Origin of the sequence: Pseudomonas duriflava (genome assembly GCF_007830155.1) — a bacterium.
In the GTDB taxonomy this organism is placed as follows: Bacteria; Pseudomonadota; Gammaproteobacteria; order Pseudomonadales; family Pseudomonadaceae; genus Chryseomonas; species Chryseomonas duriflava.
This window is the reverse complement of record NZ_VLKY01000002.1, coordinates 60,502-84,486: the sequence shown is the minus strand read 5'-3', so window position 1 is coordinate 84,486 and position 23,985 is coordinate 60,502. Positions and strand designations below refer to the sequence as shown.

At 58.9% G+C, this 23,985-nt stretch carries 18 protein-coding genes; 13 read left to right on the top strand and 5 right to left on the bottom strand.

All coding sequences use genetic code 11. From position 1 onward, the window contains the following. The first annotated feature begins 171 nt into the window (after window positions 1–171). The 4 genes from IQ22_RS02805 (at window position 172) to IQ22_RS02795 (ending at window position 4,508) form a co-directional block, all read left to right on the top strand. Entirely contained in the window at window positions 172–1,110 is a 939-nt protein-coding gene (locus tag IQ22_RS02805; RefSeq protein WP_145137788.1) for a LysR family transcriptional regulator, read from the top strand. 126 nt (window positions 1,111–1,236) lie between these two features. Next, on the top strand, window positions 1,237–1,413 hold the full coding sequence (locus IQ22_RS23315; RefSeq protein ID WP_167654150.1) for a hypothetical protein: 177 nt from the start codon (window positions 1,237–1,239) through the stop codon (window positions 1,411–1,413). A 176-nt stretch (window positions 1,414–1,589) separates the two neighbouring features. Then, window positions 1,590–3,398, top strand: coding sequence for an aminopeptidase P family protein (locus IQ22_RS02800; protein WP_145137785.1), 1,809 nt, complete (start codon window positions 1,590–1,592; stop codon window positions 3,396–3,398). Between the two features lie 69 nt (window positions 3,399–3,467). Beyond that, window positions 3,468–4,508: a threonine aldolase family protein gene (locus tag IQ22_RS02795; protein ID WP_145137782.1), complete on the top strand. Its 1,041-nt coding sequence runs from the start codon at window positions 3,468–3,470 to the stop codon at window positions 4,506–4,508. Window positions 4,509–4,626: 118 nt separating this feature from the next. Here IQ22_RS02795 and IQ22_RS02790 read toward each other — a convergent pair whose 3' ends face one another. After that, window positions 4,627–5,061 (bottom strand): MarR family winged helix-turn-helix transcriptional regulator, encoded by a 435-nt coding sequence (locus IQ22_RS02790; RefSeq protein ID WP_145137779.1) that lies wholly within the window; start codon window positions 5,059–5,061, stop codon window positions 4,627–4,629. A gap of 168 nt (window positions 5,062–5,229) precedes the next feature. Between IQ22_RS02790 and IQ22_RS02785 the strand changes: the two genes are divergently transcribed. The 5 genes from IQ22_RS02785 (at window position 5,230) to gcvT (ending at window position 15,329) form a co-directional block, all read left to right on the top strand. After that, entirely contained in the window at window positions 5,230–6,771 is a 1,542-nt protein-coding gene (locus IQ22_RS02785) for a sigma-54-dependent transcriptional regulator (RefSeq protein WP_145137776.1), read from the top strand. 161 nt (window positions 6,772–6,932) lie between these two features. After that, entirely contained in the window at window positions 6,933–10,505 is a 3,573-nt protein-coding gene (locus tag IQ22_RS02780; protein ID WP_208733593.1) for a hybrid sensor histidine kinase/response regulator, read from the top strand. A gap of 320 nt (window positions 10,506–10,825) precedes the next feature. Further along, the gene (gene gcvH / locus IQ22_RS02775) at window positions 10,826–11,194 is read left to right on the top strand and encodes a glycine cleavage system protein GcvH (protein WP_145137773.1); all 369 of its coding nucleotides are present in this window, start codon (window positions 10,826–10,828) and stop codon (window positions 11,192–11,194) included. 10 nt (window positions 11,195–11,204) lie between these two features. After that, a complete protein-coding gene (gcvP, locus tag IQ22_RS02770) occupies window positions 11,205–14,063 on the top strand; it encodes an aminomethyl-transferring glycine dehydrogenase (RefSeq protein WP_145137770.1) in 2,859 nt (952 codons plus the stop codon). Window positions 14,064–14,213: 150 nt separating this feature from the next. Then, entirely contained in the window at window positions 14,214–15,329 is a 1,116-nt protein-coding gene (gcvT, locus tag IQ22_RS02765; protein ID WP_145137767.1) for a glycine cleavage system aminomethyltransferase GcvT, read from the top strand. Between the two features lie 66 nt (window positions 15,330–15,395). Here the strand turns inward: gcvT and IQ22_RS02760 are convergent, their stop codons facing one another. The 4 genes from IQ22_RS02760 to IQ22_RS02745 all read right to left on the bottom strand — a co-directional run bounded on the left by IQ22_RS02760 (window position 15,396) and on the right by IQ22_RS02745 (window position 18,610). Continuing rightward, entirely contained in the window at window positions 15,396–15,587 is a 192-nt protein-coding gene (locus IQ22_RS02760; protein ID WP_145137764.1) for a hypothetical protein, read from the bottom strand. Between the two features lie 224 nt (window positions 15,588–15,811). Next, on the bottom strand, window positions 15,812–17,305 hold the full coding sequence (locus IQ22_RS02755; protein WP_145137761.1) for an aldehyde dehydrogenase: 1,494 nt from the start codon (window positions 17,303–17,305) through the stop codon (window positions 15,812–15,814). A gap of 163 nt (window positions 17,306–17,468) precedes the next feature. Further along, complete coding sequence (locus IQ22_RS02750; RefSeq protein WP_145137758.1) at window positions 17,469–18,122, bottom strand: FKBP-type peptidyl-prolyl cis-trans isomerase; 654 nt, start codon at window positions 18,120–18,122, stop codon at window positions 17,469–17,471. A gap of 14 nt (window positions 18,123–18,136) precedes the next feature. Further along, window positions 18,137–18,610 carry a TIGR02444 family protein gene (locus tag IQ22_RS02745; RefSeq protein WP_244308930.1) on the bottom strand — a complete coding sequence of 158 codons (474 nt, stop codon included), beginning with the start codon at window positions 18,608–18,610 and terminating at the stop codon, window positions 18,137–18,139. Window positions 18,611–18,760: 150 nt separating this feature from the next. Between IQ22_RS02745 and IQ22_RS02740 the strand changes: the two genes are divergently transcribed. The 4 genes from IQ22_RS02740 to IQ22_RS02725 all read left to right on the top strand — a co-directional run bounded on the left by IQ22_RS02740 (window position 18,761) and on the right by IQ22_RS02725 (window position 23,980). After that, entirely contained in the window at window positions 18,761–20,671 is a 1,911-nt protein-coding gene (locus tag IQ22_RS02740) for an ATP-binding cassette domain-containing protein (RefSeq protein ID WP_145137755.1), read from the top strand. Next, on the top strand, window positions 20,671–21,255 hold the full coding sequence (locus tag IQ22_RS02735; protein ID WP_244308928.1) for a mechanosensitive ion channel family protein: 585 nt from the start codon (window positions 20,671–20,673) through the stop codon (window positions 21,253–21,255). Before IQ22_RS02740 ends, IQ22_RS02735 begins: the two co-directional genes overlap by 1 nt. A gap of 15 nt (window positions 21,256–21,270) precedes the next feature. Beyond that, entirely contained in the window at window positions 21,271–21,900 is a 630-nt protein-coding gene (rhtB, locus tag IQ22_RS02730; RefSeq protein ID WP_145137749.1) for a homoserine/homoserine lactone efflux protein, read from the top strand. Between the two features lie 157 nt (window positions 21,901–22,057). After that, entirely contained in the window at window positions 22,058–23,980 is a 1,923-nt protein-coding gene (locus IQ22_RS02725; protein ID WP_145137746.1) for an FTR1 family protein, read from the top strand. Window positions 23,981–23,985 lie beyond the last annotated feature (5 nt).

Sequence of the window (23,985 nt, the reverse complement as noted above, 5' to 3'; positions counted from 1 at the left end):
TCTCCGGAGTTACAGCAGGTCGGGAGGGAGTAACCAGTGCCGACATTCATCAGGGCTAATGAAAGAAAGATTCGACAGCAGTGCTGCAACTCACAGGAGTCAGAATAAGTCTGTAATATCAAGAAATAAATAGGCTGCTAAGCGAAACAGCATTACGGAGCGAGCAACAATATGGATACGTTGCAAGGCATGCGGATTTTTACCCGTGTCGTGGATACAGGAAGCTTTACGGCGGCCGCCTCGGCGCTGGACTTATCCACGGCGCAGGTTTCGCGCGTGGTGTCTGAATTAGAAGGGCATCTTCAGGCGCGGTTACTGCATCGCACCACGCGGCGCCTGGCGTTGACCGAGGCCGGCGAGCGGTACCTGGAGCGTTGCCGTCGTATTCTCGACTCGGTAGCCGAAGCCGAAGCCGAGGCCAGCGGTGCTCACCTCAAGCCGTCTGGGCGCTTACGCGTACATTCTTTCACCGGGCTTGGAACAGAGCACTTGGCGCCTCTGGCCGCTCTTTATGCACAGCGTTACCCTGACGTGACGCTGGACTTTACCCTGTCCCAGAATAAGCCGGACCTGATTGAGGAGGGCTACGACGTTGCTATCACCATGGATAGGCAGTTGCCTGACTCCGAACTGGTAGCCCAGCGGCTGGGCAGTACCTACAGCGTTGTCTGTGCGGCGCCGGACTATCTAGCCCAGCGCGGTACGCCGCATCATCCACGGGACCTCGAACAGCACACATGTCTGCGGTTGCTAGACCCCAGCTTTCCTGAAGAGTGGGTCTTTGCCACTGAAAGCGGTGATGTTGCTATCACGCCACAAATGGTTTTTCAGATAAACGTAGGTGAGGCACTGGCCAATACGGCCAAGGCTGGATTGGGGCTTTGCCTGTTGCCCAGTTTTATCGCGGCGCCGTCGCTACGCGAGGGTAGCCTGGTTCGTGTCCTGCCGGAATACCGGTTGCGTGAGCGTAGCGTTTACGCGCTGTATCCGTCGCGACGGTTTCTCGATGCAAAAATTAAGGCTTGGGTCGACATCTTGAAAGAAGAGTTACCCAAGCGACTAGCGCAGGATGATGACGTTGTTACCGTACGCTCCTATTGGGCTATATAGGGATTTTCATTGTTAGATAATAATTACGCTATTCGTAATTCTCTATCTACTTAAGCGGTATTTTTCAATCATTATTACGGGATATCCTGTGGATGTAGTTCATTATTTGCTCCACAGGAGTTCGCCATGATTCGTTTCGTTACTGCCGTCGCTCTTAGCCTTTCCGCTCTGGCCTTTACTCAAACCAGCTTTGCTGAAGATACCGACAGCCAGCGGTACAAGCTTGTCGAGCAGAATTATGCGGCTATGGAGCGTGCTCATCAGGCTAATCAACAGCACATCGCCTCTACAGCTCAGCACTGATCTGACTGGTTCAATCGGGCCCAGGCAAAGTGTCGCGTCCGGTTGGCCACTTAGGGAAAAACCTTACTGCTCCTTTGGTTTTTCTAACTTGAGCCGCATCCATTGATGCGGCTTTTTTGTATCTGGGGTATTTATGGGCACACTGTACTAATGCCTCGTTGCCCACTGGAGTGTTCATGTCCCTTCACGATCTCGTTTCGATTCCCGACCGCCTGGCCGCATTACGCCGCCTGATGCAGGAAGAAGGCATCGATGCCTGCCTGATTCCTTCCGCTGATCCGCATCTGTCGGAGTATCTGCCGGAGCGGTGGCAGGGGAGACAGTGGTTGTCCGGCTTCACCGGCTCGGCCGGCACCTTGATTGTTACGCTGGCGTTTGCCGGCGTCTGGACGGACAGCCGTTATTGGGAGCAGGCGGAGGCCGAGCTCAAGGACTCTGGCGTTGCCCTGATGAAGCTGGTGGCCGGTGGCATGCAGGCCCATATCGACTGGCTGGCTCAACACGTGCCAGCCGGTGGTACTGTGGTGGTTGACGGGGCAGTCCTGTCCCTTGGTACGGCCGCTGCTCTGCAAAAGGCTTTTACTGCAAAGAGGATCACTCTACGCACGGATCTCGACCCGCTGGATGCAATCTGGCCAAACCGCCCGGCGCTGCCTCAGGCAGCTGTCTACGAGCACAAGGCGCCTTACGCCCCGGTTGCCCGTCGCGACAAGTTAGCCCGAGTACGGGAGGCCATGGTTGAGCAGGGAGCCGACTGGCATTTTCTTTCGAGCCTGGACGATATCGCCTGGCTGCTGAACCTACGTGGTGCCGACGTATCCTATAACCCGGTTTTCTTGGCGCATGTGTTGATCGGGACGGATCAGGCCCAGCTTTTCGTCGGCACCGGCAAGGTTCCTGCCGAGCTTGAAGACCTCTTGAAGGCCGATGGCGTTACGCTGGCTCCTTATGAAGAGGCGGCAGCTGCTTTGGCGGCTCTACCAGACAATGCCGCACTGCTGGTCGATCCTGCACGAGTAACCTTTGGCCTGGCCGAAGCGGCACCTGCCAGTATCAAGCGTATCGAGGCGATTAACCCATCGACCCTGTTCAAGTCATGCAAGACCGTCGAAGAAGTGCAGCATATTTGCGAGGCGATGGCTCAGGACGGCGCGGCGCTGTGCGAATTTTTCGCGAGGTTCGAGGCGGCGCTGGCCGCTGGCGAGCGCGTTACCGAGTTGACCGTGGACGAATGGCTGACAGAGGCTCGTACCCGGCGGCCAAACTTCGTGTCCTTGAGCTTTTCCACCATTGCCGGCTACAACGCCGGAGGGGCATTGCCTCATTATCATGCTACGGAGGCTGCTCACTCGGTGATTGAAGGCGACGGTCTGCTGCTGATCGACTCCGGTGGGCAATACCTGGGCGGAACTACCGATATCACTCGGGTTGTTCCTATCGGCACGCCCAATGCCGAGCAGAAGCGCGATTACACGCGTGTGCTCAAGGGCATGATCGCCTTGTCTCGCGCACGGTTTCCCGAGGGTATTGCCGCCCAGATGCTTGATGCCATCGCTCGCGCGCCGATCTGGGAGGCAGGTATCGACTATGGCCACGGCACCGGACATGGCGTTGGGTATTTCCTCAATGTGCATGAGGGCCCGCAGTCCATTTCCTTTTATGGCCAGCCGACGCCCCATAGCGCCATGCGCGACGGCATGATCACCTCCAACGAACCGGGCATTTACCGACCCGGTCAATGGGGTGTGCGGATCGAAAATCTGCTGCTTTGCGTAGCGGAGCCAAAGACCGACTTTGGTCATTTCATGCGGTTCGAAACGCTCACGCTATGCCCTATCGACACGCGCTGCATCGACAGGAGCCTGATGCGGGAGGATGAAATCGCTTGGCTCAACGCTTACCACGCAGAAGTGCATGATCGCATCAGCCCCTTGGTTGACGGGGCGGCGCGGGAGTGGCTAGAGAGCCGAACTCAGCCGTTATAATGGTGTTTTGTATTTACCGCCGGGATGGACCTCTGCCTTGGCAGGGGCTGGCGGCTTCAAGGATCATCGATGAACGACACCAGTCAGCAATTTGCCAGCGATAACTATTCAGGGATTTGCCCCGAGGCATGGGCGGCCATGGCCGAAGCCAACCAGGGGCATGAGGTCGCTTACGGCAACGATACCTGGACAGCCCGCGCTGCCGACCGTTTCCGCGAATTGTTCGAGACCGATTGCGAAGTATTTTTCGCCTTTAACGGCACTGCTGCCAACTCGCTGGCCCTGGCGGCGCTGTGCCAGTCCTACCACAGCGTGATTTGTGCTGAGACGGCTCACGTCGAAACTGACGAGTGTGGTGCTCCAGAGTTCTTTTCCAACGGCTCTAAGCTGCTGCTGGCTCCGACCACTCAGGGCAAGCTGACGCCGGATGCCATCCGGCAAGTGGCTACCAAGCGTAAGGACATTCATTATCCAAAGCCGCGGGCAGTCAGCATTACCCAGGTAACCGAAGTAGGCACGCTGTATAGCCTGGACGAACTCAGTGCATTGGCTGAAACCTGCCGTGAACTCAATCTTCGGTTGCACATGGACGGCTCGCGCTTCTCCAATGCCGTAGCAGGTCTTGGGTGCAGCCCGGCCGAGCTGACGTGGAAGGCCGGAGTAGACGTGCTGTGCTTTGGCGGCACGAAGAATGGCATGGCGGTAGGCGAGGCGATTCTCTTCTTCAACCGCGACCTGGCAGAAGATTTTGAATACCGCTGCAAGCAGGCTGGGCAGCTTGCTTCAAAGATGCGTTTCCTGTCTGCGCCGTGGGTGGGCATTCTGGAAAGTGACGCATGGTTGCGTTACGCCCAGCACGCCAACCGCTGCGCTCAGCTCTTGGTCGACCTGGTGCGCGATATACCTGATGTGCATTTGATGTTTCCGGTGCAGGCCAACTCGGTATTTCTGCAACTGTCCGAGCCGGCGCTGGAGCGGCTGCGCTTACGGGGCTGGCGTTTCTATACCTTTATCGGTAGCGGCGGCGCCCGTTTCATGTGTTCGTGGGATACCCAGGAAGCGCGCGTGCGTGAACTGGCGAAGGATATCCGCGACGCGATGCAGGCGTAGCGGGACGAGGCTGAGAACCACGATAGCGGCATGCACTGCGCGTACACGTAGTGCATGCCTCGGCAAGAATCGCACGACAGACCTTATCGGCCCAGCCGCCCATAGACGCTTCGGTGCCCTAGGCGTCCAGTGACTTACGTAATGCAATCAAACTAGCGCGCAATTGGCTCATGTCCTCGTCGTTCATGGCACAGGCGAGCCGGACCGAGCCGTTGATCTCTTGGGCCTTGGCCCGTAGATCCCGGCCGGCTGGCGTCAGTTCAATGGACAGGTTGCGCTCGTCTTCAGTACTACGGCGGCGGGTCACATAGCCTTCGGCTTCGAGCCGTTTCACCACGGGCGTCAGTGCGCCTGAATCCTGATGCAGGCGGCGGGCCAGCTCCTTAAGCGGCAGGCCGTCGTTTTCCCAGAGCACTAGCATCATAAGGTATTGCGGAAAGGTCAGCCCCACGGCGTCCAGCAGAGGCTTGTATACCTTGGTCATGGCTAGCGAAGTGGAGTAAAGAGCAAAACAGAGCTGTTGATCGAGTTTAAAATAATCTTCGGAGTTCATAGAGTTCTCGCTCGACGGCTCGAGCATATGAGCCGTTGGTATTCTACTGCATGAAAGCGATTCACCGGAGCGCTGACCGGATGGTAAGGATTACCTGCGCGTATCGAGCGCATCCGGTAGCATAGGCATGGTTTCTTCCATCCGCTTCTGCATAGATCTTCCTCGTTCATGCGAATCCATGTCACCTTTATCGACCGTGTCGGCATTACCCAGGAGGTGCTGGCGTTGTTGGGCGCACGCAATCTCAACCTGGACGCGGTGGAGATGGTGCCTCCCAATGTGTATATCGATGCGCCAACCTTGAGCGCCGAAGTCCTGGAAGAACTCCGAGGTGCTCTGCTGACCGTGCACGGCGTTCAGGCGGTACGGGTAGTTGATATCCTGCCGGGCCAGCGGCGGACGCTTCATCTGGATGCGCTGCTGGCCGCCATGGCCGATCCCGTTCTGGCAGTAGACAGCGAGGGCCGTATTCTGTTGGCAAATCCTGCATTCGCTGCTTTGGCGGGTGATTCGTTCGCGCCGCAGGAGGCTACGCTGGCCGAACTGTTTGGCGACGCCGTTCTGCAAGAAGAGTTACTCCGGCAGGGTTTCCGTATTCCCATGCGTGAAGTGACCCTGCAGGGCCAGGCACTCCTGCTTGATGCTGCGCCGATCAGCGAGCCGGCAGGCGACCGTACGCAGCGGCTTGCCGGTGGTCTGCTGACGCTCTATGCCCCTAGCCGGATCGGCGCGAGCCTGTCGGCCTTGCGGCATGATCCTGCCGACAGCTTTGAAGCGCTGTTGGGCGACTCGACGCCGATTCGTACGCTCAAGGCCCGCGCCCAGCGTATTGCTGCCCTGGATGCTCCTTTGCTGATCCAGGGCGAGACAGGGACGGGCAAGGAGCTGGTCGCCCGCGCCTGTCATGCGGCCAGCCCGCGGCATGGCGAGCCATTCCTGGCGCTGAACTGCGCCGCTCTGCCGGAAAGCCTCGCGGAAAGTGAGCTGTTCGGCTATGCCCCTGGGGCATTTACGGGCGCGCAGCGGGGCGGTAAGCCGGGCCTTTTGGAGCTGGCAGACAAGGGCACTGTGTTCCTGGACGAAATCGGCGAGATGTCACCTTACTTGCAGGCCAAGCTGCTGCGCTTTCTCTCGGACGGTACTTTCCGCCGGGTTGGCGGCGAGCGCGAGGTGAAGGTGAATGTTCGCATCCTTAGTGCCACACATCGCAACCTGGAAAAAAGGGTAGCCGAGGGCGCTTTTCGAGAAGATTTGTTCTACCGGCTGAATGTGTTGACCCTTGAGGTTCCTCCGCTGCGAGAGCGTGGGCAGGACATTCTGCTACTGGCCCGGCATTTCATGCAGCAGGCCTGTGCCCAGATTCAGCGGCCACCTTGCCGTTTGGCCCCTGGGACGTATCCGGCGCTGCTGGGTAATCGCTGGCCGGGTAACGTCCGGCAACTGCAGAACGTCATTTTCCGCGCTGCCGCCATCAGCGACAGTACCGTGGTCGATATTGGCGATCTAGACATCGCCGAGACCGAGGTGGCCCGGCAGGCTGATGGCGAGGTAGGCAGCCTGGACGAGGCTGTTTCGACGTTCGAACGGGCCCTATTGGAAAAACTTTACCCGCATTATCCGTCGAGTCGCCAACTGGCTGCACGGCTCCAAACGTCTCATACTGCCATTGCTCATCGTCTGCGCAAGTACGGCATTCCCGGCAAGGTCTGACACTCCCTTAGGCTGTCGTTTCGGCGGCTGTTCCTGCTGTTGCGAATTCATGGCGCATCTGCCTGTCTATTACACACGAGCCTTCATGCGTCGCCTCCGCAGCACCATTTTCCGTCGCATGTCGCCAAGTCGCTCCTTTACATCACATGAATCGGCTGTACATGACCCTCATGATGCCAGGTACCAATGACTCGTCCAGAATCGCGCATCAGCGCGTACGTGAACACTATGGCTTAGAGGGCAGGTCGTGTCTTGCCGAGCTGGAGGCTATTGTCGAGCGGGCGCAGCAGGCCTTCGCTCCGGCGCAGGCGACAATTTGTTTGAGCGTGGCGGAGGACTGGTGCGTATTGGCCGGTCAGGAGCCTTCACCCGAGGCCGCGGCGTTATATCGCGCTACCTTGCATGAGCCCGAGCTGTGCGTCATTACGAATACAAAGGCCAATCCTGCCTTATCCAGGGCCGGTATCCTTTTCTACGCTGGTACGGCGCTCAAAACAGCAGACGGTACGCCTGTCGGTGTACTTGCTCTCTTGGGTGATACGCCACGCGCATTTGGCACGACTGAACGATGGCTGCTTCAAGAAATGGCCCGCGGGGCCATGGCACAGTTGGAGCTATACCGTCTGGCCGCTCAGAGAGAAAGCCCTCTTGAGAGTTCAAACAGCCAAAAGATGCTCGACAGTGCGGTCGACTACGCCATCTTCTGTACCGATCTGCAGCGCAACGTCATTGAATGGAACGAAGGTGCCTCGCGGGTTCTGGGATGGTCCAGGGAGGAAATGCTGGGGCATACCGCAGACCAGATCTTTACGCCATCCGATCGAGCCCTTGGGATTCCGCTGCAGGAAGCCGAGACGGCCCTGAACCAAGGGCGAAGTGCCGACGAGCGCTGGCACATGCGGAAAACAGGCGAGCGGTTCTGGGCAAGCGGCGAGATGATGCCGCTCGTGCAGGCTACCGGTGAGGTGACCGGTTTTATCAAAATCCTGCGGGACCGTACGGAGCAGCGCCAAACAGTACTGGAATTGCAGGCGAGCCGGAGCAACTACCGTTTATTGCTGGACTCGATGTCGGAGGGATTCTATTCCGTCGACCGGCACGGCATCGTTACCTTGTGCAATACGGCTTTTGTCACGCTATTTGGCGGTCGTGACGAGGCAGAGCTTATTGGGCAGCGGCTGGAGGATTTGATCGAGCCGACCTGCGGAACCTCAATGGACCAGATGGCAGGAAGCCCCATCTATCGCGTTATGGAACACGGGACGGCAGAGCAAGTACTGGATGGCGTCTTCTGCCGGCGAGACGGTTCCTGTATTCCCGTCGAATACCGTGCCCAGGCAATCCTCCAGAATGGCAACGTTCAGGGTGCTCTCTGTACGGTGGTCGACATGAGCGAGCGCGTACAGGCCCGGCAGGACTGGCAACTCGCTGTGATGCTGATCCAGCAGTCTGCTGATTTTATCGGTATCGCCTCACCGGATGGTCATCCCAGTTTCGTGAACGAAGCTGGGCGACGTCTGGTGGGCCTGGACAGCATGGATGCTGTGCGGAATACCCGAATCCTCGATTATTTTATGCCTGAGGATCGTCCATACGTTGAGTCCGTCATTCTACCGGCCGTTCAGCAGGGCGGAAAATGGACAGGCGAATTCCGCTTTCTTGACCGACGTAGTGGACAACCTGTTCCGGTGCATTATTCAGTGTTCACGGTTCGTAACGATACCGGTGACATCAGCGCAATCGCCGCTATTGCCCGCGATCTTTCTCAGCAGCAGCGAATTGAGCGGCGTGCGGAGGAAAGCGAAGCGCTTGTCCGCAGTTTGACTGATTTGTCGCCTGGCATCATCTGGTTTGGTAATCCCGATGGTTCCCTGAGTTATCTGAACCGCTACTGGTATGACTACACGGGACAGACGCCGGAAAAGGCCTTGCCGTCAGGCTGGGCCGATGCGGTCCATCCCGATGATATCGATGAATTGCAGCGCATATGGCTTGATGTCCGTACACGAGGCATTTTCTACGAGGTGGAAAGTCGGTTTCGCCGTCACGATGGAAGCTACCGCTGGTTCCATATCCGGGCTCAACCTCTGCACGACGAGACGGGCACAGTTACAGGCTGGCTGGGCAACAACCACGACATTCATGATCGCACGCTGGCCGAGGAAGCCTCCCGTCGGCTCACCGAGACGCTGGAGCAGCGTGTTGCCGAGCGTACAGCCGACCTTGATCGGATGTGGCGACTCACCACGGATGTCATGCTGGTAGCTCGTTTCGACGGGACCATCACAGCGGCTAACCCGGCTTGGCAAACGCTGCTGGGATGGCGTGAGGAAGAACTGCTTGGCCAAGTGCTGCTGGACTTTGTTCATCCGGACGATATTTCCGGCACCCTTAGTGAAGTGGATAAGCTGGCGCAGGGCTATACGACGCTGCGCTTCGAAAATCGTTATCGGCACAAAAATGGTAGCTACCGCTGGCTGTCGTGGACAGCGGTGCCGGACGACCAATTTATTCACGCTGTTGGACGGGATGTCGAGGCGGAAAAGGCTTCTGCCCAAGAGTTGACGCGTGCCCAGGAGCAGCTCCGGCAAGCACAGAAAATGGAGGCGGTCGGTCAGCTTACAGGCGGTATCGCCCATGATTTCAATAATCTGTTGACCGGCATCATCGGATCGCTCGAGCTTATGCGTATGCGTGTCCAGCAGGGTAAGCTGAATGACATTGAGCGATTCGCCAATACGGCCCTGTCGTCAGCCAATCGCGCCGCCGCCTTGACGCATCGGCTACTGGCTTTTTCTCGTCGCCAGCCGTTAGATCCCAAGGTTGTAGATGTGAATACCCTCGTGATGGGTATGGACGAGCTGCTTCATCGCACCATGGGAGAGGCGGTCAAGCTCGAAATCGTGCGTGCTGGCGGCCTTTGGCTCACGCTTTGTGATCCGCATCAGCTCGAAAACGCGATTTTGAATCTAGCCATTAATGCCCGTACCGCCATGCCCAATGGCGGTACTCTCATTATTGAGACGTGCAATACCAGCTTGGACGAAGCCTACTCGGCTCGTAATCAGGACATTCGACCCGGTCAGTATGTTTGCGTTAGCGTGACCGATACCGGGGTTGGCATGACGCCGGAGATCATCGCCAAGGCATTCGATCCGTTTTTCACAACCAAACCGCTTGGGGAGGGCACCGGGCTAGGGCTTTCCATGGTGTATGGCTTCACACGTCAATCGGAGGGCGCCGCCAAGATTTATTCGGAAGTCGATAAGGGCACGACCGTAAAACTTTACCTGCCGCGCTACTACGGTGAGGCCACCCCCGTTCAGGATAGCCCGGCACTTGAAAGGATGAGGTCACATGCTGGTACGGATGAGGTTGTGCTCGTTGTAGAAGACGAACACGCCGTACGCGGATTGGTTATCGAAGTACTTGGCGAATTGGGTTATCGGGCGCTGGAGGCAGCAGATGGACCCACCGGACTGGAAATCCTTCGGTCCGATTTATCCATCGACCTGCTTGTGACGGATGTCGGGCTGCCCGGACTCAACGGCCGGCTAATGGTCGAGCAGGCCCGACAGTCGCGGCCCGATCTCAAGGTACTGTTTATGACTGGCTATGCAGAGAATGCTGTAATCGCCAATGGATTTCTAGAACCCGGTATGGCGATGATTACCAAGCCGTTTCCTATCGAAGCCTTGGCTATGCGAATCCGCGACATGATCGAATCGGGATGAGTGCTTCTGATTCGTGTTGTTGCAAAGGTAAAGCACTAGCCGGGTGGATTGGGTTTGATAAGCTCTTGCTTTTGTAATGATTTCATTCCGGTGTATTGAAATCGATACGGGCAGGTGAGCGTACTATTGATGAGTCTTTTTTAGCATCGGGACTAATTTGTCAGCATGATCTGTAGCGATATCGTTACGCCTTATCGTGTTCGCTAAAAGCGATGTCCTGAGTTTCCGGGCTCTGTAGCGCACTCTCTCCTTGGCACCCTGTTTGCTAAAGGCTGGAGAGCTGCCGCCTGTATGGGCTGCCTTTTATTCAGGAGTCTGCAATGGTTATGCGCTTTACCGAAGAACACGAATGGCTGCGTCTGGAAGCCGATGGCATCGTTACCGTGGGCATTACGGACTATGCCCAGGATGCGTTGGGTGACCTGGTCTTCGTGCAACTGCCGGAACTGCGTGCCTACGCTGCAGGCGAAGAGGTTGCCGTACTGGAGTCGGTAAAGGCAGCCAGTAACATTGCCATGCCGATCAGTGGCGAGATCTTGGAAATCAATGAAGCGCTCAGCGATGCGCCTGAAAAGGTCAATCAGGCACCTCTCGGCGCCGGCTGGTTTTTTCGTATGCGTCCTGCCGATCCGGAAGCACTCGGTACGCTGCTCAGCGAAAACGACTACGCTACATTCATCAAGGCCTGAGGAAGTGACCATGACCGATTTTCGCGACTCACTCAGCACCGCTGATGAATTCATTCCACGCCATATCGGCCCGCGTGATCTGGATATCGTGTCCATGCTCGACCTGTTGGGCTACGACTCCCTGGAGGCAATGACTGCCAAGGTCATCCCGGACAGCATCAAGGGCACCAGCGTACTGGACCTGCCCAAAGGGTTGTCCGAGGCTGATGCCCTGGCCGAGCTGCGCGGCATTGCCAGAAAAAACAAGCTGTTCAAATCCTTTATCGGGCAGGGTTACTACAACTGCCATACTCCGGCACCGATTCTGCGTAATCTGCTGGAAAACCCAGCCTGGTATACCGCCTATACACCCTATCAGCCGGAAATCTCCCAGGGTCGACTGGAAGCGCTATTGAATTTCCAGACCTTGATCGGTGATCTGACCGGTCTGCCGGTAGCCAACGCCTCCTTGCTGGACGAAGCCACTGCCGCTGCCGAAGCGATGACCTTTTGCCGCCGTCTGTCCAAGAGCAAGGCCGAGGCGTTCTTTGTTTCGCTGCATTGCCATCCGCAGACAATCGATGTGATTCGCACACGTGCTGAGCCGCTGGGTATCGAAGTGGTTGTTGGTGTGGAGACGGATATTGGTGATCACAACCGCTTCTTTGGCGCACTGTTCCAGTATCCGATGACTACCGGTGAAATCCGCGATTACCGCAACGTGATCGAGGCATTCCATAACGCTGGCGCACTGGTAGCCATGGCAGCCGATTTGCTGGCCCTGACGCTGCTGACGCCGCCCGGTGAGCTGGGCGCGGACGTAGCGATCGGCACGGCCCAGCGCTTTGGCGTACCGCTTGGTTTTGGCGGCCCGCACGCGGCGTATTTCGCTACCCAGGACAAGTACAAGCGCGACATGCCCGGCCGTGTGGTGGGGGTGTCCATCGACCGTCACGGCAATCCAGCCTACCGGTTGGCGCTACAGACCCGTGAGCAGCATATCCGCCGCGAGAAGGCGACGAGCAATATCTGCACTGCACAAGTCCTGCTGGCCAACATCGCCAGTATGTATGCGGTCTACCACGGTCCGGAAGGCCTCAAGCACATCGCTACCCGCGTGCATCGTTTGACCGCGTTGCTTGCCACCGGTCTACGCGCCATGGGGCATCGTACCCAGGAAACGTTCTTTGACACCCTGACGCTGGTGTTTGGCGAAAAGACCCATGCGATTCATGAAGCCGCTCGCGCCAAGGGGTTTAACCTGCGCGTAATCCGCGACACCGACCTGGGCGTTTCGCTGGATGAAACCACCACGGTAGATGACGTGATGGCACTGCTGAACGTTTTCAGCAGTGGACAGCCAATACCGTCCCTGGACAGCCTGTTAGCTCAGGCTGAGGAGCATCTTCCTGAGGCGTTGCGCCGCCAGTCACCGTTCCTGATCCATCCGGTCTTTTCTCAATACCGCTCTGAAACTGAGCTGATGCGCTACTTGCGCAAACTGGCAGACAAGGACCTGGCGCTGGACCGCACCATGATCCCGCTGGGCTCCTGCACCATGAAACTCAACGCTGCCAGCGAGATGATCCCGGTGACCTGGGCCGAGTTCGGCAACCTGCATCCGTTTGCGCCTGCTGATCAGGCGGAAGGCTATGCCGAGATGACGGCCGAGTTGGAGCAGATGCTGTGCGCGGCTACGGGCTACGATGCTATCTCCCTGCAGCCCAACGCAGGCTCCCAGGGCGAATATGCCGGCCTGCTGGCGATTCGTGCCTACCATGAGAGCCGTGGCGATACTCAGCGTGATATCTGCCTGATCCCGTCGTCTGCCCACGGCACCAATCCGGCAACCGCCTCGATGGCCGGGATGCGCGTGGTGGTGGTGGCCTGTGACAGCCGCGGCAACGTGGATGTAGGCGACCTGCGCGCCAAGGCCCAGCAGCACGCTGCCCATCTGGCTGCGCTGATGATTACCTATCCTTCGACTCACGGTGTGTTCGAAGAGGCGATCCGCGAGATCTGCAACATCGTTCACGAGCACGGTGGTCAGGTCTACATCGACGGGGCCAATATGAACGCCATGGTGGGCCTGTGCGCACCGGGCAAGTTTGGCGGCGATGTGTCTCACCTGAACCTGCACAAGACGTTCTGCATCCCGCACGGCGGTGGCGGTCCGGGTGTGGGTCCGATTGGTGTGAAGTCCCATCTGGCGCCGTTCATGCCGGGGCATGCCGGGCTTGAGCGCAAGGAAGGTGCGGTGTCGGCAGCGCCCTATGGCAGCGCGAGTATTCTGCCGATCTCCTGGATGTACATGAAGATGATGGGCGGCGAGGGGCTGACCCGCGCATCGCAGATTGCCATTCTGAACGCCAATTACATCGCCCGCCGCCTGGAGACCCATTACCCGGTGCTGTATTCGGGCGAGGGTGGTCTGGTCGCTCATGAATGCATTCTCGACCTGCGCCCGCTCAAGGAAACCAGTGGCGTGACTGTGGACGACGTGGCCAAGCGGTTGATCGACTTTGGCTTCCATGCGCCAACCATGTCCTTCCCGGTGGCCGGCACGCTGATGATCGAGCCGACCGAGAGCGAGTCCAAGGCCGAGCTGGATCGCTTCTGCGATGCCATGATCGCGATTCGTGAGGAAATTCGTGCCATTGAAACAGGTACGTTGGATGCCAACGATAACCCGCTCAACAACGCTCCGCACACAGCCCGCGAGCTGACCGGCGAATGGACTCATCCCTATAGCCGCGAACAGGCGGTATACCCGCTGCCGTCGCTGGTGGATGGCAAGTACTTCCCGCCGGTGGCGCGTATCGACAACGTATACGGCGACCGTAACCTGGTCTGCTCCTGCCCGCCGATCGAGGCGTATCAGGACGCCTGATTAGTAGTGACGGCGATGGGTTACGCCTTTGGCTGACCCATCCTGTTTCTGTCATCTCGTAGGATGGGTGGAGCAACGCGGTACCCGTCTATTGCCGTTACCGTATTCCTTCGCGTTGGACGCGACTGCACGACTCATGAAGGAGTCCCCATGACCGAATCATTGCTCAAGACCCCGCTCCATGCCCTGCACCTTGAACTAGGTGCGCGCATGGTGCCGTTTGCCGGGTATGACATGCCTGTGCAATACCCCCTCGGCGTGCTCAAGGAGCACCAGCACACCCGTGCTCAGGCCGGCCTATTTGACGTGTCCCACATGGGGCAGATCCTGCTCGAAGGGGAGGCGGCTGCCGAAGCGCTGGAAACCCTGGTTCCGGTCGATATCATCGACTTGCCTACCGGCATGCAGCGTTATGCACTGTTCACCAATGAAAACGGCGGCATCCTGGACGACCTGATGGTTGCCAATCTGGGTGACTGCCTTTACCTGGTGGTCAACGCCGCGTGCAAGACGCAGGATTTGGCGCACTTAGAGCAGTACATCGGCGACCGCTGCCAGGTGAATCCGCAGTTCGAGCGCGGCCTGCTGGCCCTGCAAGGGCCTTCCGCGGTAAACGTACTTACACGTCTGGCCCCGGAAGTTGCTGAAATGACCTTCATGCAGGTCCGCCGGATTAACGTGCTCGGTTATCCCTGTATTGTCAGCCGCAGCGGTTATACCGGCGAGGACGGTTTCGAGATTTCCGTACCGGCCGAAGGAGCTGAAAAGCTGGCCCGGGCTCTGCTGGCCGAGCCGGACGTACAGCCGATCGGCCTGGGCGCACGGGACTCCCTGCGTCTGGAGGCCGGGTTGTGCCTGTATTGGCATGATATGGATACGGGAACCACGCCTGTTGAAGCCAGCCTAGTGTGGGCCGTGTCGAGGGTCCGCCGTGAGGGTAATGGCCGGGCCGGCGGCTTTCCGGGCGCCGAGCGTATCTTTACCCAGCAGCGTGAAGGCGTGGCGCGCCAGCGTGTTGGGCTTCTTGTGCAGGAGCGTGTGCCGGTCCGCGAGGGCGCGGAGCTGGTGGATGCCCAGGGTGCGGTGATTGGTCGTGTCACGAGCGGCGGGTTCGGCCCGAGCTTGGGGGCGCCGGTGGCAATGGGGTATGTGGATAGCGCCTATGCGGCGTTGGACACAAGCCTGTTTGCCATGGTGCGTAACAAGCCGGTTGCCGTGAAGGTGGCCAGGATGCCGTTCGTGCCGCAGCGCTATTACCGCGGGTAAGGTGGCGCTTAAAAAGCAAAACGCCGTGCCGGGTTGCCCTGACACGGCGTTTTTATATCTACCTGATCAGCGATTCAGCAGCTTGCGACGGCCGTCCGGCCATACTTCCCAAAACTGATCGTTGATTCGTTGTACCTGACTTGTCACACGCTTGCGCTGTTCGTCGACCGATGCACGGAAAGCCTGGCCGGCAGACCGGTCGCCATACTCATGGCCTACCCCTACCAGGGCAGGCTGACCCAAGGTAATGTCGCTCATCTTCATGTCCTGCTCATCAAGGGGATTTGAACGGCGCGCATAGTACGCGCTGTCGCTAATGACAGGCCAGAAATGATTTTGCTCAAACCGTTGGTCAGAAGCGTGAACGGTGCAGCACATCGGGGCTGAAATCCGCCTGATCGTACCGTCTGAGGCGACGTACTACGCTGCGCTTAGTGCATTCGAGGACTAAACGCAGCGCACTGCTGCCGTTGGATCAAGGCTTACAGTTTGATCCAGGTGGCTTTGATTTCGGTGTACTTGTCAAAGGCGTGCAAAGACTTGTCCCGTCCGTTGCCCGACTGTTTGAAGCCGCCGAAGGGCGCCGTCATGTCGCCGCCATCGTACTGGTTAATCCATACGCTACCGGCACGCAGGGCCTTGGCGGTGAGATGCGCCTTGGAAATGTCACGCGTCCAAACTGCGGCTGCCAGCCCATATTGGGTATCGTTGGCGATCTTGATAGCCTCCTCGGGCGTATCGAACGTAATGACCGATAGCACCGGGCCGAAGATTTCTTCCTGAGCAATCTTCATGGCATTGGAGACACCATCGAAAATGGTCGGCTCCACATATACGCCGCCGGTCTCTTCCAGCGTCCGCTTGCCACCGGCAACCAGCTGAGCGCCATCAGCATGTCCGGCTTCGATGTAGCCCAGCACGGTATTGAGCTGCTGTGTGTCTACCAGGGCGCCTACATTGGTTTCCGGGTCCAGCGGGTGGCCGGGCTTCCAGGTTTTCAGCGCCTCGATTACCAGTGGCAGGAACTGATCCTTGATTGAACGCTCAACCAGCAGACGCGAGCCCGCCGTGCAGACTTCTCCCTGGTTGAAGGCAATACCACTGGCCGCTGCCTTGGCTGCTTCTTTCAGATCTGGCGCATCGGCAAACACAATGTTCGGGCTCTTGCCGCCAGCTTCCAGCCAGACGCGCTTCATGTTGGACTCACCGGCATAAATCATCAGCTGCTTGGCGGTACGGGTCGAGCCGGTAAAGACGATGGTGTCCACATCCATATGCAGGCCCAGCGCCTTGCCCACGGTATGTCCAAAGCCCGGCAGCACGTTAAGCACACCCGGTGGAATACCGGCCTCGATAGCCAGTTGGGCAATACGGATAGCGGTAAGCGGGGACTTCTCGGAGGGCTTGAGCACAACCGAGTTGCCGGTCGCCAAGGCTGGGCCGAGCTTCCAGCAGGCCATCATCAGCGGAAAATTCCACGGCACGATAGCGGCAACGACGCCTACCGGCTCTCGGGTCACAAGGCCCAGCTCGTCATGCGCGGTGGCGGCTACTTCGTCGTAGATCTTATCGATAGCCTCGCCGCTCCAGCGCAGGGCGCGAGCCGAGAGAGGAATATCAATATGGTACGAATCGCTGATGGGCTTGCCCATGTCCAGCGTTTCCAGGAGACCCAGCTCGGCGGCATTCTGCTCGAGCAGGTCGGCGAAGCGGATAATAATGGCCTTGCGCTTGACGGGTGCCAGGCGCGACCAGACCCCGGATTCGAACGTAGCGCGAGCGCTGGCGACGGCGCGGTCGGCATCGGCAGTATCACAGCTGGCAACCTTGGTCAGGAAACGACCATCGACCGGACTGATGCAGTCAAAGGTCTCGCCGGAAGCGGCATCGCAGTATTCACCCTGGATGAAGGCGCGGCCTTCAATGGTCAGACTTTGGAAGCGTTGCTCCCACTCGGCGCGGGTCGGCGTGCTCATGCTGGTTTCCTCTCAATAGGTAGAAGAGGCGGTGGCCGTAAAGCCTGGCGCATCCGCAAAGCTGTCAGCCACCCTAAACCAAGGTAGGGGTGTTATCAATATTTGACAAAAACCCTATGAGGCCGCCGATTCGTTCAATTTATCGAACGTAGGCCGGTGATGTTTAGCGCACAGCGTCCAGCGTGACCTCGAATACCAGTGGCGCATACGGCGGAATCAGGTCGCCAGCACCTTCATCCCCATACGCTTGGGCAGAAGGCACCACGATGCGCCAGGTCGAACCGACCGGCATGTGTACGAGTGCGGTCTGCCAGCCAGGGATAACGCTGGACAGCTTGAACCACTGCGGCGTCTGTTGCTCATCGAAAACGCTGTCGTCAGGCAGCTTGCCAACATAACGAACCTGAACATCGCCCCCGGGTTTTGGCAGCGGGCCGGTTCCTGGGTGGATAACACTGACCAGCACGCCGCCGTCCAGCTCCTTCACACCGTAACGCGTCTTTTCATTGACCAGAAAGCGCGCCTCGGCGGCCTTGGCCTGTTGAGCATCGGCCTCCTCGCTTTCCAGGATGACGGTTTCGTTGTGCTGGGCGACAAGTTCATCGATCCGCTTCTTGTCCAGGGCCAACGGCTCGCCGTTATAGGCATCCCGCAGTCCGCGGAGCAGATCTTCGGCTTTAAGGTCCGGCAGTTCAGTCTTCAGCCGGGCGCCAATCTCGGTGCCCAGGCTATAGGCCAGTTCGTCCTTGACCTTTTCCTGCGCCTGAACGGCAAAGGGCAAGGCAAGGCAAAGGCTTAACAGGGAAAGGCGCAACATTTACATGATCCTCATCAGTCGATAGCTGCCTGTGCAAGCTGGGCCAAAGCCTGCGGTTCGGTCCAGCCAGCATGGCCTGACAATGCAGCCAGCCAGCCTGTCGAAAGCGGTTGGCCATCTGCCGGCCAGCCTACACTGGCTTGCTCCAGGCGAGCGAGCAGTTCACGTTCGGCGTCCACTTCCAGATGTTTCAGCCGCTCACGCAGGGCGGTCAGGGCCGGATCGCTTTGAGCGGCGGCGCGCCAGTCGGTTCTTACACGCCGCAGGGGCTCGATAACCTGGGTGCGCCACGGAGCGGCAAGCGATTCCAGAACGCGCTGGCGTTCAGGCGTCAGTTGAATGCCTTGGCGGTCCAGCCAGGCGGCCGTCAGTAGCAGGCAGACATCGGCACCTGCCGCCTGCAGGCGAAGGCAGGCATCGGTAACGCCAGGCTGGGTATAGACGGCCAGCGCAAACGGCCATAAGGCTTCAGTCATCATGTTACTCATGGTCACGGAACGGTCTATCCTGACAGGAGAACGCCCGCCATGCATCTATCGCACTTGCCAGCCGGCACGAAACCTCTTTTACTGGCCCGTTTCCAGTCAGGCACTCCTGCCTGATTTCGCCTTCCGGGTATAGGCTCCACATTCTCCGCCATGATTCGAATATCTAACCTTACGCTACAACGTGGCCCCCAGCGCTTGCTTGAAGATGCTGAACTGACCGTGCATCCAGGCCAGAATGTCGGCCTTATCGGCGCCAACGGCGCAGGCAAGTCCAGCCTGTTTGCCTTGCTGCGCGGGCATCTCACACCTGATGCCGGCGATTGCCATCTACCTGCTTCCTGGCGCATCGCCCATATGCGTCAGGAGATCGACACGCTTGACCGTCTCGCCGTGGACTATGTTCTTGACGGCGACGTACACCTGCGTGCTGTCCAGGCTGGTCTGGTGGATGCCGAGGCCGCACAGGACGGTAATGCCCTGGCGCGCCTCCATGCCGAACTGGAAACGGCCGACGGTTACACCGCCGATGCGCGAGCCCGCAAACTGCTCGCCGGGCTGGGCTTTACGTCCGAGCAGATGGAGCGCCGGGTAGGCGACTTCTCCGGTGGCTGGCGGATGCGCCTGAATCTGGCGCAGGCGCTCATGTGCCCATCCGACCTGTTGCTGCTCGACGAACCAACCAACCACCTGGATCTCGACGCCATCCTCTGGCTGGAGGACTGGCTCAAAAGTTATCCAGGCACCTTGCTGCTGATTTCCCACGACCGGGACTTCCTCGATACGGTAGTCGATCATGTCATCCATCTTGAGCAGCAAAAGCTAACGCTCTATCGCGGCGGTTATTCCAGTTTTGAACGCACTCGCGCCGAGCGGCTGGCGCAGCAGCAGCAAGCCTACGAGAAGCAGCAGGCGCAGCGCGCCCATATGGAAAAATTCATTGCCCGCTTCAAGGCGCAGGCCACCAAGGCCCGCCAGGCCCAGAGCCGGATCAAGGCACTGGAACGGCTCGAAGAGCTGGCCCCAGCCCATGTGGACTCGCCTTTCGATTTTCGCTTTCGCGAATCGGACAAATTGTCCAATCCGCTTCTGGACTTGAGCGAGGGTCGCCTCGGCTATGGTGACAAGACCATTCTGCACCCGGTCAAATTGCAATTGGCACCCGGCGCCCGTATTGGCCTGCTCGGCCCCAACGGGGCGGGTAAGTCCACGCTGATCAAGACGCTTGCCGGTGAGTTGCAACCGCTAGGCGGTCGGCTGATCTGTGGTGAGAACCTGGCTATCGGCTATTTCGCCCAGCATCAGCTGGACTCGCTTGACCCCAAGGCCAGCCCGCTGTTGCACCTGCAGCGTATTGCTCCGGGTGAACGTGAGCAAACGTTGCGCGATTTTCTGGGTGGCTTCGACTTCCGTGGCAACCGCTGCGATGAGGCAGTGCTGAATTTCTCCGGCGGAGAGAAGGCCCGTTTGGCCCTGGCCCTGATCGCCTGGCAAAAGCCTAATCTGTTGCTGCTTGACGAACCAACCAACCACCTCGACCTGGACATGCGCCTGGCCCTGACCATGGCCTTGCAGGAATTTTCTGGCGCCGTGCTGGTCGTTTCCCACGACCGCCACCTGCTCAAAAGCACCACGGACGAGTTTCTGTTGGTGGCCGAGGGCCGCGTGCAAAGTTTTGACGGCGACCTCGACGATTATGCCCGCTGGCTGGTGGATTACCGTGCCCGGCAGCAACCAATCACCACAGGGGAAGAATTGACCGATAAGGTCGACAAGCGCGCCCAGCGTCAGGCAGCTGCCGCTCTTCGTCAGCAGTTGGCCCCGCTCAAGCGTGAGGCCGAAAAGCTGGAAAAAGAGTTGGGCAAAGTTCAGGAAAAGCTGGCGGCACTGGAAACACGGCTAGGGGACAGCGGTCTTTACGAGGCATCTCGCAAGGAAGAGCTACGGCTGGCGCTGGCAGAGCAGGCACAGCTGAAAAGCCGTGAAAGCGAGCTGGAGGAAAGTTGGCTGGAAGCCTTGGAGCGCTTGGAAAGTCTGCAACTGGAGCTGGAGAATGCTTCGTGATCGAGTCGTTATATAACCTGATTCCCGAGGGCTGGGAGCGCAGCGTTCTGCTGGGGCTGCAGGTCCTGGCGATTTTATTGGCAGGGTTTATCCTGCAACGTTTCGTCGCGCGTACCATTACCCGTATCGGTGAGCGCTATCATCTGCCGCCGCAGTTCGTCCTGGTCATACGGGGCCTGTTGCGCTGGCTGATCATGGGCAGCGCGGTGCTTATGGTCCTGGAGCGCTTTGGCGTGTCCGGCTCGGTTCTCTGGGCGGCGCTGTCCGGTTTCGTTGCCGTGGCTGCGGTGGCGTTCTTTGCCATCTGGAGCGTACTGTCGAACCTGTTCTGCGCCGTGCTGATCTTTACCCTTGGGCCGTTCCGGCTGGGGGATCGTGTCGAAGTGATTGAGTCGGCGGATAAGCCGGGCGTAAAAGGCCGGGTGGTGGCCATTAATATGCTGTACACCACGCTGGAAGACATGACTGAAGGGGTCAATATCGAAGAAGCGCCGCTTCTGCAGATTCCCAATTCGCTGTTTTTTCAGAAAGCCGTGCGGCGTTGGCGCGGAACGGATGTCCCGTTTACCTTCCTGGACCGTTAACGGTAGGAGCTCATTATGGCATTGCACACATGGCTGGCTTTTTTGCTGGCCTGCTGGGTCATCAGTCTTTCTCCAGGTGCCGGAGCCATCGCGTCGATGGCCGCGGGGCTGCGGCACGGGTTCTGGCATGGCTACTGGAACGCCATTGGCCTGCAGGTAGGGTTGGCCTTGCAGATCGCTATCGTGGCGGCAGGCGTTGGGGCTCTGCTGGCGACGTCACAACTGGCCTTTACGCTGATTAAGTGGTTTGGCGTGGCGTATCTGGTTTATCTGGCGATTCGACAGTGGCAGGCGCCGCCCATGGACCTGACTGCCGCGTCCGGGCAGGCAGTGACCCGGCCGCTGGCGTTGGTCGTCCGTGGTTTTCTCGTGAATGCCAGTAACCCCAAGGCCGTTGTCTTTATGCTGGCAGTGCTACCGCAGTTCGTAGACCCGCAAAAACCCTTACTCACGCAATACCTGATCATTGGCGCGACCATGGTCACGGTCGACCTGATCGTAATGGCGGGATATACCGGGCTGGCAGCCCGGGTGCTGCGCCTGCTGCGAACGGCGCGCCAGCAGCGGATCACCAATCGAGTCTTTGCCAGCCTGTTCATTGGTGCCGCCGCCTTGCTAGCCACGGTTCGCCGGGCAGTTGTTTAAGCGATAGGGCACCTTGCCACGCTGGGGGGGCAGTTTTTCGAGGCTAAATCGGCAGGCCCCTGTAAAATCTGCACCTAATCCAAACACAATACTTGTAACAAATATTTACAAGTAGAACACTATGGCAGATGCCATCTGTTCCTGTTTGGAAGCCCTTATGTTCAAGCTGTACCGCCGATTAGCCTTTTTGGGCTTGCCCCTGCTCTTGTTGCTCAGTCTGACCGCACGGGCCGAGACTGAGGAGGAGGCCGCCCGCGCCTTGCACGTGCTGGGCTATCTAAGCGCCGGTTATCCTGCCACGGTGCAGGCCGGTACGGTGGTCAAGGAGCCGGAATACCGCGACCAGCTGGATCTCTTGCACACGGTAACGGTCTTGGTCGATGGTCTGCCTGATCATCCTGAAAAGGCAGCACTTCAGCAAAGCATGGTTCGTCTGGAACAGGTCGTCATGCAAAAGGCGGAGGGCGCCGCTGTTGCTCAGGAGGCGAGTGCGCTCTCGGCCCGTCTGGCTCAGGTCTACCATGTTGCCCGGACGCCTGCCATCACCCCCGATCCAGTTCGCGGCGCGCCGCTTTATGCGCAGCAATGCAGTGTCTGCCATGGCAATGCCGGTGCTGGAGACGGCCCTGCCGGTATTGGTCTGGAACCGCCGCCTGGCGACCTGCGTGATCCGGCACGCATGGACCATTTGAGCCTGTACGATCTGTACAACACCCTGACCTTGGGAGTAGACGGAACAGACATGCCAGCGTTTGCCGGCCAGCTCGACGAGCGCGAGCGCTGGGACGTGGCAGCTTATATCGCCAGTTTTAGCGCCGACCCGGCTCAGACAGGTGCCTCCCGTTTCGACCTGTCCCAGCTAGCCGGTCAAACGCCGGCTGATGTGGCAGCAACGCAGGGTGATCAAGCCGCCGCAGCGTTTCGTGCCCAGCGGGCCAAGCCGCCCGTGGCTCAGCGGGGGCCGGCGCAGTTGATCGATTACACGCGGACAACCCTCGAAAAAAGCCTGGCGGTATACCGGGAAGGCCAGCATGAACAGGCCTATGACCTGTCCGTTGCCGCCTACCTTGAAGGTTTCGAGCTGGTCGAAAGCGCGCTTGATAACCTCGACAGTGATCTGCGCAAGAGCACTGAAAAGGCCCTGATGGCCTACCGGCAGTCCCTGCAGGACGGCCTCTCGGCTGACGATGCCCAGGCCAAGCTGGAAACCGCCAAAGCCAAGCTGTCGGCTGCCGGTGAGCTCCTTCAGGGCGGCGGCATGTCCACGTCCCTCAGCTTTTTCGCCAGCCTGCTGATTCTGGTGCGTGAAGGGCTCGAAGCTATCCTCGTGCTGGCTGCCATTCTGGCTTTCCTGCGCAAGACGGGTCAGGCATCGGCTATCCGCAGCGTGAATATTGGCTGGGGGCTGGCCATGCTGGCCGGTGTGGCGACGTGGGCTGTAGCGGCGTATGTGCTCGATATCAGCGGTGCCCAGCGTGAGCTGATGGAAGGCATAACCGGCCTGTTTGCCAGTGTGGTCCTGCTTTGGGTAGGCGTATGGATGCATGATCGCCGTAACGCGGCAGCCTGGCAGGACTACGTCACGAGCAGCCTGGTGGGAGGCGGTGGCCGTTTCGGCTTTGCCGTGCTGGCGTTCTTCTCGGTCTATCGCGAGCTGTTTGAAGTCATTCTGTTCTACGAAACCCTTTGGCTGCAGGCGGGCCCGGTAGGGCATACGGCCGTGCTGGGCGGTGCGGCGACAGCAGTTGTCCTGTTAATCGGTCTGGCCTGGATCATCCTACGTGGCTCGATGCGCCTTCCCCTGGGGCTGTTTTTCAGCGCCAACGCAATCCTGCTGTGCGTGTTGTCCGTTGTGTTCGCTGGCCATGGCGTGGCGGCCTTGCAGGAAGCGGGTGTGCTTGGTACGCGCCCGGTGCCGTTCTTTGATTTCGACTGGCTCGGTATCCATGCGGATGCCTATACCCTGACGGCCCAGGCCATCGCCCTGGCAGCCATTGCGCTACTCTATACCAGGAGCCGCCGCGCCGAACGTGGTCGTGAGGCGGCCATAGGGCAGAACAAGCCTGTCAGCGGGCTATAAGAGGT